At 46.2% G+C, this 14,725-nt stretch carries 11 protein-coding genes; 6 read left to right on the top strand and 5 right to left on the bottom strand.

Annotated elements, in window-relative coordinates:
• Window positions 1-118 precede the first annotated feature (118 nt).
• The 4 genes from IQ217_RS00165 (at window position 119) to IQ217_RS00150 (ending at window position 6,054) form a co-directional block, all read left to right on the top strand.
• Window positions 119-2,011 carry an iron uptake porin gene (locus IQ217_RS00165; protein WP_190598968.1) on the top strand — a complete coding sequence of 631 codons (1,893 nt, stop codon included), beginning with the start codon at window positions 119-121 and terminating at the stop codon, window positions 2,009-2,011.
• 126 nt (window positions 2,012-2,137) lie between these two features.
• The gene (gene cysK / locus IQ217_RS00160) at window positions 2,138-3,076 is read left to right on the top strand and encodes a cysteine synthase A (protein ID WP_194018489.1); all 939 of its coding nucleotides are present in this window, start codon (window positions 2,138-2,140) and stop codon (window positions 3,074-3,076) included.
• Between the two features lie 99 nt (window positions 3,077-3,175).
• On the top strand, window positions 3,176-4,705 hold the full coding sequence (gene zwf / locus IQ217_RS00155; protein WP_190598970.1) for a glucose-6-phosphate dehydrogenase: 1,530 nt from the start codon (window positions 3,176-3,178) through the stop codon (window positions 4,703-4,705).
• Window positions 4,706-4,797: 92 nt separating this feature from the next.
• Window positions 4,798-6,054 carry an L-lactate MFS transporter gene (locus IQ217_RS00150; protein ID WP_194018488.1) on the top strand — a complete coding sequence of 419 codons (1,257 nt, stop codon included), beginning with the start codon at window positions 4,798-4,800 and terminating at the stop codon, window positions 6,052-6,054.
• Between the two features lie 21 nt (window positions 6,055-6,075).
• Here IQ217_RS00150 and IQ217_RS00145 read toward each other — a convergent pair whose 3' ends face one another.
• Window positions 6,076-6,960, bottom strand: coding sequence for a restriction endonuclease (locus IQ217_RS00145; protein ID WP_194018487.1), 885 nt, complete (start codon window positions 6,958-6,960; stop codon window positions 6,076-6,078).
• Window positions 6,961-7,100: 140 nt separating this feature from the next.
• Between IQ217_RS00145 and uvrA the strand changes: the two genes are divergently transcribed.
• Complete coding sequence (gene uvrA / locus IQ217_RS00140) at window positions 7,101-10,013, top strand: excinuclease ABC subunit UvrA (protein ID WP_194018486.1); 2,913 nt, start codon at window positions 7,101-7,103, stop codon at window positions 10,011-10,013.
• 30 nt (window positions 10,014-10,043) lie between these two features.
• Here uvrA and IQ217_RS00135 read toward each other — a convergent pair whose 3' ends face one another.
• From IQ217_RS00135 to IQ217_RS00125, 3 genes are all read right to left on the bottom strand, one after another.
• On the bottom strand, window positions 10,044-10,415 hold the full coding sequence (locus IQ217_RS00135; protein WP_194018485.1) for a type II toxin-antitoxin system PemK/MazF family toxin: 372 nt from the start codon (window positions 10,413-10,415) through the stop codon (window positions 10,044-10,046).
• On the bottom strand, window positions 10,408-10,632 hold the full coding sequence (gene mazE / locus IQ217_RS00130) for a type II toxin-antitoxin system MazE family antitoxin (RefSeq protein ID WP_194018484.1): 225 nt from the start codon (window positions 10,630-10,632) through the stop codon (window positions 10,408-10,410). Before mazE ends, IQ217_RS00135 begins: the two co-directional genes overlap by 8 nt.
• Window positions 10,633-10,742: 110 nt before the next feature.
• Complete coding sequence (locus IQ217_RS00125; RefSeq protein WP_228016591.1) at window positions 10,743-10,880, bottom strand: hypothetical protein; 138 nt, start codon at window positions 10,878-10,880, stop codon at window positions 10,743-10,745.
• A 376-nt stretch (window positions 10,881-11,256) separates the two neighbouring features.
• On the opposite strand from IQ217_RS00125, the gene IQ217_RS00120 reads away from it, so the two are divergent.
• Complete coding sequence (locus tag IQ217_RS00120; RefSeq protein WP_194018483.1) at window positions 11,257-12,369, top strand: TRAP transporter substrate-binding protein; 1,113 nt, start codon at window positions 11,257-11,259, stop codon at window positions 12,367-12,369.
• Here the strand turns inward: IQ217_RS00120 and IQ217_RS00115 are convergent.
• Window positions 12,366-14,456: an EAL domain-containing protein gene (locus IQ217_RS00115; RefSeq protein ID WP_194018482.1), complete on the bottom strand. Its 2,091-nt coding sequence runs from the start codon at window positions 14,454-14,456 to the stop codon at window positions 12,366-12,368. The genes IQ217_RS00120 and IQ217_RS00115 overlap by 4 nt on opposite strands.
• Window positions 14,457-14,725: the final 269 nt, after the last annotated feature.

The following is a 14,725-nucleotide window of genomic DNA, read 5'->3' as shown; positions in this document are numbered from 1 at the left end:
ATGAATCTAAAGAAAATTGTCAACTTCTCCCACTCTTTCGAAAAAAACGTGTACAATGTGTTACTGAGTATAGGACTTGGTTCCCGTAGTCATTATTAGGTGTGAGGAAAAGCTAAAAATGCTTAAACTATCTTGGAAGTCCCTGTTAGTGAGTCCCGCTGTGATCGGTGCCGCCCTTGTGGCTGGTGCTGCTAACGCCGCTCCCGACAACGTTACGAATGCTCAAGTTTTAGACCAATTAGATCAATACACCGCTGAAGGTCAACTCTCCAGTGTTGATCAAGTAACCAGCGTCAGCGAACTCCGCGATGTGCAACCCACCGCCTGGGCCTATGAAGCGCTCAAGAGCTTGGTGGAACGCTACGGTTGTATCGTTGGTTACCCTGACCGCACCTTCCGTGGCGATCGGGCCCTCAGCCGTTGGGAATTTGCCGCTGGTCTTAACGCCTGTATGAACGTTATGGAACGTTTAATTCAGGAAAATGTGGCGGTTCTCCGTGAGGACATCGACAAACTAAAACGCCTCATGCAGGAATTCGAAGCAGAATTGGCTGCTTTGGGTGCTCGAGTTGACAACCTTGAAGCCCGCACCTCCTTCCTGGAAGACCATCAGTTTTCTACCACCACCAAATTGACCGGGGAAGTGATTTTTGCTCCCACCGCCATCTTTGGTACCAAAAACACCCTCAACAACCAGAGCGACAACAACCAGGCTGTATTCCAAAACCGGGTTCGTTTACAGTTCAACACCAGTTTTTCCGGTGAAGACCTGTTGGTTACTCGTCTTGCCGCTGGTAGCAATAATCGCTTCAAGAGCTTCTACCCCACCCAAAACGTTATCGATCCCGAGACCGGTAACCCCATTGGTATTGTCGGCAACTACTATGAAAGCCCCACCTTCACCCAGGTGCACCAACTCTCCCCCGGCGATAACAATAACGTCGCCGTCGACTGGTTGGCCTACTATGTACCCCTCGATTTAGGCACCAACTTCCGTCTCAACAACTACATCGCTGCCTTTGGTGGTATCTGGGATGACTTCGTTCCCACCCTGAACCCCTACTTCGATGACTACACCGGTGGTAAAGGTTCCTTGAGCCAATTCACTGCCCAGAACCCCATCTACTCCATTGGTGGTGGTACCGGTATAGGTACTAGCCTTGAGTTGGGCTTCCTCAGCAACCTCTTAGGACCCACTTCCTTGAGCTTGGGTTACTTGGCTAGCACTGGTGCCAACCCCAGCAGCGGCAGCTCCGTGACCAACCCTGCTACCGGTAATAACTACGACTTCAGCAGTGGTGGCAATGGTCTGTTTAACGGTGGCTACGGTGCCTTGGCCCAGATTACCACCAATATTTTTGACCGGGTCAGCCTAGGTTTCACCTACGTTAATGCCTACACCACCCCCGATGCCGCTATCTTCGGTAAAGGTGGCACCCAGGGTATTGTTGGTACGACTGCCGCTAACCTCAACCGTTCTGAATTGAACGATTCCTTTGTTAACGGTTTGGGCGTAGGTGCTCCCCCCGTAGATGCAGCTACCTACAACGGTAATGTCAGTGGTGGTACTGCTTCGGGTAACGTTGTCAACCCCTACGACTTCGGTGGTAAACAAACCAACAGCTATGGTATCCAAATGGCTTGGAACGTTGCTGACTGGTTGAGCTTCAGTGCCTATGGTAGCTACACCAACGTAACTTTGATTGGTAAGGACAACGGTGACATCTGGACCTACGGTGGTGGCTTTGCCTTCCCCGACCTTGGTAAAGAAGGTAACGTGCTTGGTATCTTTGCTGGTGTTCAACCCTATGTTTCTGGTTTCACCAACGGTACTTTAGGCACCACCTTTGTAACCACCGCTAACCCTGTCCAAGTTGAATTGTTCTACAAGTATCAACTGACCGACAACCTTTCTTTGACCCCTGGTGTAATCTGGATCTCCAAGCCTGAACAGACCACCAACGCCACTGACGCCTTCATTGGCACCATCCGTGGTACCTTCACTTTCTAATCCTAAGTTCATCTTCCTAGGATACTTATTTGAAAGTTAAGCTCTAATAACTCTTTGACCCCGCCTTTGGTGGGGTTTTTCGTTGTAAGATGCAGGCAGATTTCCTCTCTTAGTAGCCCCTTATCTATGAAAATTGCCAGCAATGTTACGGAGTTAATTGGTCGTACTCCTCTAGTTCGCCTCAATCGTATTCCCAAATCCGAGGGGTGTGAAGCTCAAATTGTAGTCAAGTTAGAAGGGATGAACCCGGCGGCGTCGGTAAAAGACCGCATTGGCGTCAATATGATTAACCGGGCAGAACAGGAAGGGTTGATTGAACCAGGCAGGACTCTGTTGATTGAGCCCACTTCCGGTAATACAGGTATTGCCCTCGCCATGGTGGCGGCGGCCAAGGGTTATCAATTAATTTTGACCATGCCAGAAACCATGAGCCAAGAACGACGGGCTATGTTAAAAGCCTATGGAGCCAAATTGGAACTCACCCCAGGGGGAGAAGGTATGGGCGGGTGCATTAGAAGGGCCCAGGAATTGGCGGAAAGTTTACCCAATGCCTATATGTTGCAACAGTTTGATAATCCGGCTAATCCTCAAATTCATCAACAAACTACGGCATTGGAAATTTGGCAAGATACGGACGGAGCCATTGATTTTTTGGTGGCGGGGGTAGGCACTGGTGGCACAATTACCGGGGTTGCTTCTGTATTGAAGGAGAAAAAGCCTACTTTTCAGGCGATCGCCGTGGAACCCCAAAATAGTCCGGTCTTATCGGGGGGGAAACCAGGTCCCCACAAAATCCAAGGCATTGGGGCAGGCTTTATTCCCGAAGTGCTGGATGTGGATTTAATTGATGAAGTAATTACCGTTACTGACCAAGAGGCGATCGCCTACGGCCGTAGATTAGCCAGGGAAGAAGGTTTATTGTCGGGGATTTCCACCGGGGCAGCTCTAGCGGCGGCCATCAAAGTGGGAAAAAGACCTGCCAATAAAGATAAATTAATTGTTATGATCCAACCTAGTTTTGGGGAAAGATACCTCAGCACCCCCCTATTTCAGGATTTGGACTAGGAAAAGAATTTTTCCTGAAAACTTTGCCGGAAAAAGAAAACTTTCGGGAATTGTGAGTTATTTTAAAGCGTAAGTGGTCACACAATACGAGCATTCCCTATGGTAACGCTACTCGAAAATCCCTTCCGCACTGGACTCCGCCAAGAACGCACTCCAGAACCCCTCATTTTGACCATTTTTGGCGCATCGGGAGACCTGACCCAACGAAAACTGGTGCCAGCCATCTACCAAATGAAACGGGAGCGTCGTTTACCCCCGGAGTTAACAGTTGTCGGTTTTGCTAGAAGGGACTGGAGCCACGACCATTTTCGTGAGCAGATGCGTAAGGGCATCGAAGAATTTTCCACCGGCATTGGTAGCGAGGACCTGTGGAATGAGTTTGCCCAGGGTCTATTTTATTGCTCCGGCAACATGGACGACCCAGAAAGCTATCTCAAATTGAAAAACTTCCTGGCGGAATTAGATGAAAAACGCAACACCAGGGGCAATCGGGTCTTCTATTTAGCCGTTTCCCCCAACTTCTTTCCCCCAGGTATTAAACAATTGGGGGCGGCGGGGATGCTTAGTGATCCGATAAAAAGCCGGATTGTGATCGAAAAGCCCTTTGGTCGAGATTTAAGCTCAGCCCAAAACCTTAACCGAGTGGTGCAGGGGGTTTGTAAAGAAAATCAGGTATATCGCATCGACCATTATTTGGGCAAAGAAACGGTGCAGAACCTGATGGTATTCCGCTTTGCCAATGCAATTTTTGAACCATTGTGGAATCGCCAGTTTGTCGACCACGTACAAATTACGGTGGCAGAAACGGTAGGTGTAGAAGAACGGGCTGGTTATTACGAATCTGCCGGTGCCCTGCGGGACATGGTGCAGAACCACCTGTTGCAACTGTTTTGCTTGACCGCCATGGACCCCCCCAACGCCATTGATGCAGATAGTATTCGCAACGAAAAGGTTAAAGTTTTACAGGCTACCCGTTTGGCAGATATTAATAACCTGGAAAATGCTGGCATCCGTGGTCAATATAAAGCGGGTTGGATGGGCGGCAAACCAGTCCCCGGCTATCGGGAAGAATCAGGGGTAGCTCCCACTTCTACCACCCCCACCTTTGTCGCCCTCAAGTTAATGGTGGATAACTGGCGTTGGCAGGGAGTCCCCTTTTATCTCCGCACCGGCAAGCGTATGCCCAAAAAAGTGAGTGAGATCGCCATTCAATTCCGGGAAGTTCCATTGTTAATTTTTCAATCCGTGGCTCACCAAGCTAACCCCAATGTGTTGAGTCTGCGAATTCAGCCCAACGAAGGTATTTCTCTCCGCTTTGAAGCAAAGATGCCTGGTTCAGAATTGCGTACCCGCACCGTGGATATGGATTTTAGCTATGGTTCTTCCTTTGGGGTGGCCACGGCTGATGCTTATCATCGTCTCTTACTGGATTGTATGTTGGGGGATCAAACCCTCTTCACTAGGGCTGATGAGGTGGAAGAAGCTTGGCGGGTAGTAACTCCGGTGTTATCAGCTTGGGATGCCCCCAGTGATCCCCTTTCCATGCCTTTGTACGAAGCTGGCACCTGGGAACCGGCAGAGGCGGAATGGTTAATTAATAAGGATGGCCGTCGTTGGCGCAGGTTATAGATCGCTAGTAAACCAAAGTTAATCAACCGGTTAACATCGACCCTAATTATGGATACTGATTAGCAATTTTTTGACTGCAAAAATTATTGTTTATGAATAATGAATTAGGGGTCACTGTTCTAGGGAGAAATGCCCATCGAAGTAGATGGTTTTTAGTTCCATTGGGAATGATTGTTTTACTTTGTCTGGGCACGGTATATTCCTGGAGTATTTTCAGGACTCCCCTAGAGAATGAATTGGGCATTAGTGCAACAGCTAGTTTACTGCCCTATACTTTTGTGTTGGTTTTTTATGCCATTTTTATGCCTATTACGGGGTTTTACATTCCCCGCCTTGATACCCGTAAAATCACTGCTGTTGGTGGTATTATTGTCGGTTTGGGTTACATTTTATCTAGTTTTGCCACTAACGTCGGAACTTTGATTTTTACCTACGGAGTAATTACCGGCATTGGCATTGGTATTGTTTATGGTGTTCCTATGGCTGTTGTGGCCCGCTGGTTTCCGGACAAAAAAGGACTAGCGATGGGATTAACTATTATTGGCTTTGGTTTATCTCCCCTGATCACTGCCCCCCTGGCTAACCATTTAATTAGTGTTTATACTGTCCGCCCTACCCTGCGTCTTTTGGGCATTGTCTTCACTCTGGTTATTCTGACTATTTCTTTAACGATGAAATTTCCTCCCAGGGGATGGCAACCACCCCAGAAAATCACTAATACTGAAACTATTTTAACCCCGGTTTATCCCCAAATTTTGTTTAAAACCCGCTCATTTTATGGTCTATGGATTTGCTATATCATCGGGGCATTAGTGGGGTTGAGTGCCATCGGCATTTCCAGTCCGGTGGGACAGGAAATTATTAATATTAATCCCAATGTGGCGGCGGGTAGTGTATCCTTATTTGCCCTCTTTAACGGAGTAAGTCGTCCGCTATTTGGCTGGCTTGCTGATAAATTTAAGCCCCACCACATTGCAATTTTATCCTATGTTTTGATTTTGATCGCTTGTATTCTAATGATCAATGCTCAAACCGGGCAGGTTGCCACCTACTTAATTGCTTTCTGTTTATTCTGGTTCTGCCTAGGGGGTTGGTTAGCCATGGCTCCCACTATGACGCTACGCTTTTTTGATCCTGACCAGTACGCCCAAAATTACGGCATTATTTTCACCGCCTATGGCATGGGGGCTTTAATTGGAACTTTGGTAACAGGTCGGGTTCGAGATTTATTTGGTAGCTACACCTATGCGTTTTACCCTATGGGTTTATTAGCTATTATTGGCATTATTGTGGCCTGTACTTTGCTAAAGAAAGAAGGATCAGCTTCGGCAACATTCAGCAGAAAATGAATCTATGTTGTGAAGTTTATATTACTTAAAACGATCAAAAAAATCTGTATCAATTTCGTAAACAATTTTGGGTTTTAGGCCTAATTCTAACTGCTCAAACATTTTAATTAACTTGTTTGAGTCGACCAATTCTATCGGTGATACCCCATCTCGGATAGCTTCTCTCTCTACTTCTTTAGTGAAACTTCCTGTGGTGATTAAAATCCCCTTGTCGGCCCGACCCATCATGGCCCCGCGAAAATCTCTGATTTGTGGTGCTCCCACCGATCCTGCATAACGTTTACATTGAAATAAAACCGGGATGCTTAACAGGGGATTAATTTGCAAAATACCTTTGCCGTCAATGCCTCCATCTCCAGTTTTTCCTGTAACCTCCACCTCTTGAAAACCAGCTTCCCGCAAAAATTGTTTACACAGGTGCTCAAATCCGCTAGGGGAAAGATTTCTTAATATCTGCAGTAGTTTTTCTCGATAGTCGACTGTAATCAGACTTTCACCATCGTCAGGGGCATAAATTTCCTCTTCTTGAATTTCCCTATTATTTCCATTGGAGTCCACCGATTTTTTATCCTTGAACTCGCCCTGAACTTCCTTGAAAATGGTGAATGCTCTCTGATTAGTTACCGTTTCTGCTATTCCTTTCTCTGTTAATGTCCAGACTCCCCGTTTAGAAGAATCTAAATTACCAGCTTTCACCAAATAGAATCTGGCCCAGTCAATCTGGTTGATAACCCGGGAGGAGCCACTTTTAAGCTTTTCTTCCAATAATTCTTCGGATATTTGCAATTTTTCAATGATTACGTTTTTAACCTCGCTGGGAGTACCCGAATAGCTTAATTCCTTTAAAGCAGAAAGCAGTGGAACAAAATATTTGACAAATTCTGGGCCCTTGCTTGCTTTTGACATTCTTGGTTAATTAATTTTCGCTCTACAGAAAATTGTATCAGTTAGACAATTTTTTCTTTACCTAAATGGCGATCGCCAGCCAAGATTAGCAAAGACAGTTTAAAATCGTGAAGAAAAGTTAAGAGCCTTGCCGCCCCCCTATGCCCGACCAAAACAGCATCCGTATTCGAGGCGCTAGACAACATAACCTGAAAAATGTGGATCTAGACCTGCCCCGCGATCGCCTGATTGTATTTACGGGGGTATCGGGGTCAGGGAAATCATCCCTGGCTTTTGACACCATCTTTGCGGAGGGGCAACGGCGCTATGTGGAATCCCTCAGTGCCTACGCACGGCAGTTTTTGGGGCAATTGGATAAGCCCGATGTGGACAGTATTGAGGGGTTAAGTCCAGCCATTTCCATCGATCAAAAATCCACTTCCCATAATCCCCGTTCCACCGTGGGCACAGTGACGGAAATTTACGACTACCTCCGTTTATTATTTGGCCGGGCCGGTAGTCCCCATTGTCCCCACTGTCAACGGAACATTGCCCCCCAAACCATTGACCAAATGTGCGATCGGGTGATGGAGTTGCCCGACAGAACTAAGTTTCAAATTTTGGCTCCGGTAGTGAAAGGGAAAAAAGGCACCCATGTGCAACTACTTTCCAGTTTGGTTTCCCAGGGCTTTGTACGGGTAAGAATTAATGGAGAAGTGCGAGAATTAAGTGACAATATTGAACTGAAAAAGAACCAAGCCCACACCATTGAAATAGTCATCGATCGCCTGATCAAAAAGGACGGTTTGCAGGAAAGACTGGTGGACTCCCTCAGCACTTGTTTAAAGCAAGCAGAAGGCACTGCCATTATAGATATTTTGGACAAGCCAACACTGACAGTGTTAGATGGGGGTAAAAAAGACGATAAAGAAGCATTAAAAGCGGCAGAAAATGCTCAAGCTTACCACGCAGAATTGCCCAAGGAAATTATCTTTTCAGAAAACTTTGCTTGTCCGGAACATGGGGCGGTGATGGATGAACTTTCCCCTCGTTTGTTTTCCTTTAACTCCCCCTATGGTGCTTGTCCCGATTGCCATGGCATTGGCTTTGTGCGCTCCTTCTGCCCCGATTTGGTCATTCCCGATCCAGAAAAGCCCGTCTATGCGGCGATCGCCCCTTGGTCAGAGAAAGATAATTCCTATTACTTGTCCTTACTATACAGTTTGGGACAACATTTTGATTTTAAACTACAAACCCCTTGGAAAAAATTAACCCAAGAGCAAAAGGAAGTGGTTTTATACGGTACGGAAGAAGAAATTTGGTTTGAAGGGGAATCTCGTTACCGCAATAAACAAGGTTATTATCGTCGTTTTGCCGGGGCGTTAAATATTCTGCAAAAAAACTATGACGAAACTAATTCCGATGCCATTAAACAAAAATTAGAAAAATATATTATTAATCAACCCTGTCACACCTGCGACGGTAAAAGGTTAAAACCCGAAGCGCTGGCCGTAAAGCTAGGGCAGTACAACATTAACGATTTAACCAGTGTACCTATCCGTCAGACCCTAGAACGGATTGAAAACCTAGAGTTGACCCCCCGGCAAGCCATGATTGGGGAGTTGGCCCTCAAGGAAATTAAAGCCCGTTTAACCTTTCTCCTGGACGTAGGTTTGGATTACCTCACTCTAGATCGGGCAGCTATGACTTTATCGGGGGGGGAAGCCCAACGGATTCGCCTCGCTACCCAAATTGGTTCCGGTCTAACGGGGGTGTTGTATGTGTTGGATGAGCCTAGTATTGGTTTGCATCAACGGGATAACGATCGCCTTTTAGCTACTTTGACTAAATTGCGGGATCTAGGCAATACGTTAATTGTGGTGGAGCATGACGAAGATACCATCCGCCACGCTGACCATATTGTCGATATTGGCCCCAAAGCGGGCATCCATGGCGGCGAAATTGTTTGTCAAGGGGATTTCCAGACCCTATTAAAAAATAAAAGATCTCTCACCGGGGCTTACTTATCCGGTCGGGAGGCGATCGCCACTCCCCCAGAGCGTAGGAACGGCAATGGGGCTAAGTTAACCCTCCAAGGTTGCTGTCATAACAATCTACGCAATATTGATGTGACCATTCCCCTAGGAAAACTGGTGTGCGTTACGGGGGTATCCGGCTCCGGCAAATCTACCCTGGTGAATGAATTGCTCCATCCGGCTCTGCAACATCATCTCTCCCGCCAAGTCGCCTTCCCTAAGCATTTACGGGAAATTACCGGCCTCCAGGCAATCGATAAGGTGATTGTCATTGACCAGTCCCCCATTGGCCGCACTCCCCGCTCTAATCCGGCTACCTATACCGGCATTTTCGATCCGATTCGGGAAATTTTCACCCAAACCGTTGAAGCTAAAGCTAGGGGCTACAAGCCGGGGCAATTTTCCTTTAACGTCAAAGGAGGCCGCTGTGAAGCCTGTGCTGGGCAAGGAGTGAACGTCATTGAAATGAACTTTTTGCCCGATGTTTATGTGCAATGTGACGTGTGTAAAGGGGCCAGGTATAACCGGGAAACGTTGCAGGTTAAATATAAGGGCTATTCCATCGCTGATGTGTTGGCCATGACCACGGAAGAAGCGTTAACGGTATTTGAAAATATTCCTAGGGCAGTGAATCGTCTGCAAACCTTGGTGGATGTGGGTTTGGGTTATATCAAACTGGGTCAACCGGCTCCTACCCTATCCGGGGGAGAAGCCCAACGGGTCAAACTAGCCTCGGAATTATCCCGCCGGGCCACGGGCAAAACTTTGTATCTCATCGATGAACCCACCACGGGTCTATCTTTTTATGATGTGCATCATTTACTGAATGTGTTGCAAAGACTAGTAGATAAAGGCAATTCTGTTTTAGTCATTGAACATAATCTAGACGTAATCCGTTGCAGTGATTGGATTATTGATCTGGGCCCCGAAGGCGGCGATCGGGGAGGGGAATTGGTGGTTACAGGCACACCGGAAATTGTGGCTCAACATCCCACTTCCTATACTGGTAAATATCTAGCCAATGTATTGCAATCCTAAATGCGAGGGCATTTTCAGGCTCTTTTTTTATCAAGACTTAAAGGCCGAATTGAAACCAAGTTCAATAGATACTGCTTTCTCAATTTCTTCCCAATAAATATCTTCCAGGGTGCCTTGTTTATTTTTAATTCTCTGAGCATCAACAGCCCTTAATTGGCTCAAGTTAATATGGCGATCGCCATTGAGTCCATTCCGTGGAGTCGGTGTAATATTCACAACAAATGGATAGGTTTTTGTTCCAGGCAGTAGAGGAGCCACTACTGTGGTTGTGCCATTTTGGTTGCCAACATCGTTTTGCAGAATCAGACAGGAGCGTTCTTTATCGGTTTCATGACCAACAACCTGCTTCAAATCAACCAACCATATCTCTCCCCGCTTGTACGTTAAGGTTCCGTTAGGCATTTAAACCATCGCCCACTGTAATTTCCCAAACAGAAACTTCTTCTTGAAACTCTGGGTCATCCGCCTGATCTTTATAGGCATCTTCTAACTCTTTCATAAAAATTCTTCTCTTTTCTTGCCAGAGAATATCATTTATAAAGCTGCTACGATTGCTTGTAAGTTGATCCACAAAATCTAGAATATCGTCGTCCAGGGTTATACTGACTTTCTTACTCATTGTCATAAGCCGCCTGCGACAGCCCAGTAGGATTAGGTCATCATACTAGCCAATCCTACCTTTGTTGTCAATGATGTCATCTTTGAGTCGGGTGCAGTGATTTATTTGACTTACTGACCTCGCCCTGGCTTACAGTCTGCAAAACTTAACGCCTCTGTATCTAAAAAACTGGCGATCGCCATCTCAAGGACTGCTTCAACAGGATAATCAATTTCATTGGCGCGAGCAATCAGCGCATCCTGAATCAAATCTGGTAGGCGCCCTAAAATAATTTCCGCATCAGCAGACTATATTTGCTCTGACAGTTTCACTTGCACTGACTAAGACTCCATAGGAATTAGAACGTTATACGGTGGCTTCGTTGCTCTCAAAATGATCGCCTCTAGTTCCAATAATTCCAATTAATAGCCTAGGTTTTTTTGTCCAGACAATGGGGAGCATCATAATGATAGGAGAAATTCCTCTAATTAGAACTCTGTTGCTTCTTTTAAGCTGGCGATCGCCATTTGGCTTGTTAACAATTACCGGCAATTACATTCTAAAGAGAAATTTTCTGTAATCGACGAATATAGCCGTAAACCTGTGGGAAAATCCCTTAAATCATCCCTTTCATGACCTGCCCCTATGAAACGCCGTCAACTCCTTAGCCAATCGGCGATCGCCGCTGGAACCGCCGCCAGTTTAGTTGCCTGTAGCAAGGCCACCACCTCCAATAATCAAGCCACCACCGGAGGAGAGCTACCCAATATTCGCTGGCGCATGGTCACCAGTTGGCCCAAATCCCTTGATACCCTTTATGGGGGAGCCCAGGATTTCTGTGAGGCGATCGCCGCCATGACCGGGGGAAAATTTCGCATCACCCCCTACGCCGCCGGGGAAATTGTGCCAGGGTTAGAAGTTCTTGACGCAGTGCAAAACGGCACCATTGAATGTGGACACACCGCCAGTTATTACTACATTGGCAAAAATCCAGCCCTGGGTTTTGCCTGCGTAATGCCCTTTGGTTTAACTGCCCAACAACAAAACGCCTGGCTCTATGCCGGAGGAGGGCTAGAAATGATGCAAAAGGTTTACAGCGATTTTAATATTATTAACTTTCCTGCCGGTAACACCGGAGCCCAAATGGCCGGCTGGTTTAAGAAACCGGTGGAATCCCTAGCGGATTTGCGGGGCTTAAAAATGCGGATTCCCGGCCTGGGGGGGCAGGTAATGGCCCAACTGGGGGTCAATGTCCAGGTAATCCCTGGTGGAGAACTATTTTTAGCCCTGGACCGGGGCACCATTGACGCGGCGGAATGGGTGGGGCCCTACGACGACGAAAAACTAGGATTAAACAAGGCAGCCAAATACTATTACTATCCCGGTTGGTGGGAACCAGGGCCCACCTTGGACCTACTGGTGAACCAAAGCCAATGGGAAAAATTACCCCTGGAATATCAAACTATTTTTCAAGAAGCAGCTCGCAGCGCCAATTTATTGATGCTATCCCGCTACGAAACGTTCAATAGCATGGCCCTCAAAACATTACTTGACGGAGGAACTATTCTCAAATCATTTTCTCCAGAAATTTTAACGGTAGCTCAAGAAACTTCCCAAGCTTTACTAGCAGAATTTGCCAGCAAAGATGCTCAATTTAAAGAAATTTATCAACAATGGCAGACATTCCGCACTCAAATGTTTGGTTGGAATGCAATCAACGAACTTAGCTATACCCAATTCGTCGAAAAAGCTCCCTAACCAAGGCAAAATCTTTGAAAATTACCTTCCGCCAAAAAAGCCGTTATTTCTGCTTCCGAAAGGGGGTGACTAAACCAATAGCCCTGCATTTCTCGACAGCCTAAATCGTAGAGACAACGGGCTTGGGATTCCTCCTCTATACCTTCAGCGATAATGTTTAAGTTAAAACCATTGCCCAACAGCAATATGGCTTGAATAATGGCGGCATCTTTGGGGGTGTGGAGAATATCCTTAGTGAAAGAACGATCAATCTTTAGGGTATTGAAAGGAAAAGTTTTGAGGTAGGAAAGGGAAGAATAGCCAGTGCCAAAATCATCCATGGAAAGCCGTATACCATGGGATTGCAGGGCATTGAGCAAATTTTGGGTGGCAGTGACGTTCTGCATGACAATGTTTTCGGTAATCTCCACCTCAAGGCGATGGGGAGCTAAGGAAGATTCTTCCAAAATGCGTAAAATTGTCGGCAATAAATCCGGTGCTTGGAACTGTTGGGGAGAAAGATTAATGGCAATGCGAAAATCATCATCCACCGCCGGAGCCCAATTGTGAAAATGTTGAAAAGCTGTGCGCATAATCCATTCCCCCACCGGAATAATTAAGCCAGTGGTTTCCAGCAAACCAATGAACAAACCTGGGGGGACTAAACCCTGGAACGGATGTTGCCAACGGATCAGAGCTTCCACTCCACAAAGGCGACCGGCTTGCACATCAATAATCGGTTGGTAATAAAGCAAGAATTCATCTTTTTCCAGGGCCTGATGTAGGGCGTGCTCCAGTTGAATCCTTTCTAAATGGTCACTGTTCATGGACTCTTCATAGAAGCAGTATTGCCTACTACCAATGTCCTTGACTTCGTTTAATGCTACTCCCACTCGATTGAGCAAAGTTTCCACGTTATCCCCATGGTTGGGGTAACAGGCAATGCCCGCATAACCCTGGAGGTAAAGGGGATTATTCGCAATGAAAAATGGTCTTTTCAATACCGCCAACAATCGTCGTACAAAAACTTCAATTTCGTCCAGGTTACGGCAGGATTGAATTAACAATATAAAGGTATCTCCCCGCCAACGACAAAGTAAGTCTTCTAATCTCACATGGGCGGACAATCTCTCAGTGATAATTTTGAGTACCTCATCGGCAACGCTGTGCCCCAGTAAATCATTTAAAGATTGCAGTTCCCGAAAACCTAAAAGCACTAGCCCTAAAACACTACTTTGGTTCTGAACGTTACTTAAGACTTTGCCCAATTCTTGTTTGAACAAAAAACGGTTGGGTAAGTCCGTTAAGGGATCATAAAAGGCCTGGTAATGGATCGATTGTTCAATTACTTTGCGCTCAGTAATGTCGAAAATATAACTACGAATAAACTGACTTTCGGCGGGGTAGTGAATATGTTGCTCATAAAACTTATCTCCTATTTGTACCTCTCTAGTGCGGATATAGTAAGTGGGAGCATCTTCCCGCTGGGGAATAACATCTCTGAGCAGGGGATGGGTCATGGAATCTTCCCGAATGGAGGGGAATTTTTCCTTAGTAGCGGTGTTCAAATAGGTCAAGTTACCGAAGTAATCAATCTCCACCATGGGGTAGGGACTATATTCAATACAAGCGGCTAGCTTAGACAATTGTTCGTGGCTCAGTTGGGACAGATCATCCTCGTGGCCGATCAGGGTAATGTCCCATTGTTCCTGGGGAAAATGCTCCGACAGATCCGGAGTTAATCGCTGGCGATCGCCACCGCCGGAGACAGTATCTTTGGGGTCGGTCGGGATGGCCTGATAGAAGATTTGAATATCTTCCGATAGGGCGATGACGTCCCCATGCACTAACTCATAATCTAAATGGGATTCACCATTAACCCACACTCCATTGCGACTGCGATGACCTTCTAAATCTCCATCAATGATGTGGAAGGAAATGTCTAAATTAGGATTAATTTTTTTGATTAGGGTGGCGTGGCGACGGGAAATTTGGGGGGAAGGAATAACAATGGTGTTGCTCGGATGGCGGCCAATAGAATAACAAGAATTTTGTAAGCGAATGACCTTCTTAAACGAGGGCGAATCAACAACCAATTGATAAAGCATAGGAGCGTTACAAGGGAAAAAAGTCGAGCCTGAAGAAAATATAGTCCTAGACAGTGATCATTGTTGTAATTACCGAGCAATTATTGATCACCGCCCCAACCAGCTACCACTAAGGGGAAATAAGTAAGAGAACAATCTGATTTGTATTCGTTGCTGCCATCATTTAATTTCCCCAACCAATGGTAGCCTACACAATAATTATTCAGCCACTATATTCTTTGTCCTATTATTGTCAAGCTAGGACAAACTTTTAGAAAAAATCTCGGTTC

Source organism: Synechocystis salina LEGE 00031 (assembly GCF_015207985.1).
Taxonomy (GTDB): Bacteria; Cyanobacteriota; Cyanobacteriia; order Cyanobacteriales; family Microcystaceae; genus Synechocystis; species Synechocystis salina.
The sequence above is the reverse complement of the archived record's forward strand: the minus strand, read 5'-3'. Positions and strand labels throughout refer to the sequence as shown.

What these genes read in the sequence shown, in the direction of transcription:
- IQ217_RS00165 (WP_190598968.1), top strand. Translation starts at nt 119, where the DNA reads ATGCTTAAACTATCTTGGAAGTCCCTGTTAGTGAGTCCCGCTGTGATC.
- IQ217_RS00145 (WP_194018487.1), bottom strand. Translation starts at nt 6,960, where the DNA reads ATGTCAAAAGCAAGCAAGGGCCCAGAATTTGTCAAATATTTTGTTCCA.
- uvrA (WP_194018486.1), top strand. Translation starts at nt 7,101, where the DNA reads ATGCCCGACCAAAACAGCATCCGTATTCGAGGCGCTAGACAACATAAC.
- IQ217_RS00120 (WP_194018483.1), top strand. Translation starts at nt 11,257, where the DNA reads ATGAAACGCCGTCAACTCCTTAGCCAATCGGCGATCGCCGCTGGAACC.
- zwf (WP_190598970.1), top strand. Translation starts at nt 3,176, where the DNA reads ATGGTAACGCTACTCGAAAATCCCTTCCGCACTGGACTCCGCCAAGAA.
- IQ217_RS00135 (WP_194018485.1), bottom strand. Translation starts at nt 10,415, where the DNA reads ATGCCTAACGGAACCTTAACGTACAAGCGGGGAGAGATATGGTTGGTT.
- IQ217_RS00150 (WP_194018488.1), top strand. Translation starts at nt 4,798, where the DNA reads ATGAATAATGAATTAGGGGTCACTGTTCTAGGGAGAAATGCCCATCGA.
- IQ217_RS00115 (WP_194018482.1), bottom strand. Translation starts at nt 14,456, where the DNA reads ATGCTTTATCAATTGGTTGTTGATTCGCCCTCGTTTAAGAAGGTCATT.
- mazE (WP_194018484.1), bottom strand. Translation starts at nt 10,632, where the DNA reads ATGAGTAAGAAAGTCAGTATAACCCTGGACGACGATATTCTAGATTTT.
- cysK (WP_194018489.1), top strand. Translation starts at nt 2,138, where the DNA reads ATGAAAATTGCCAGCAATGTTACGGAGTTAATTGGTCGTACTCCTCTA.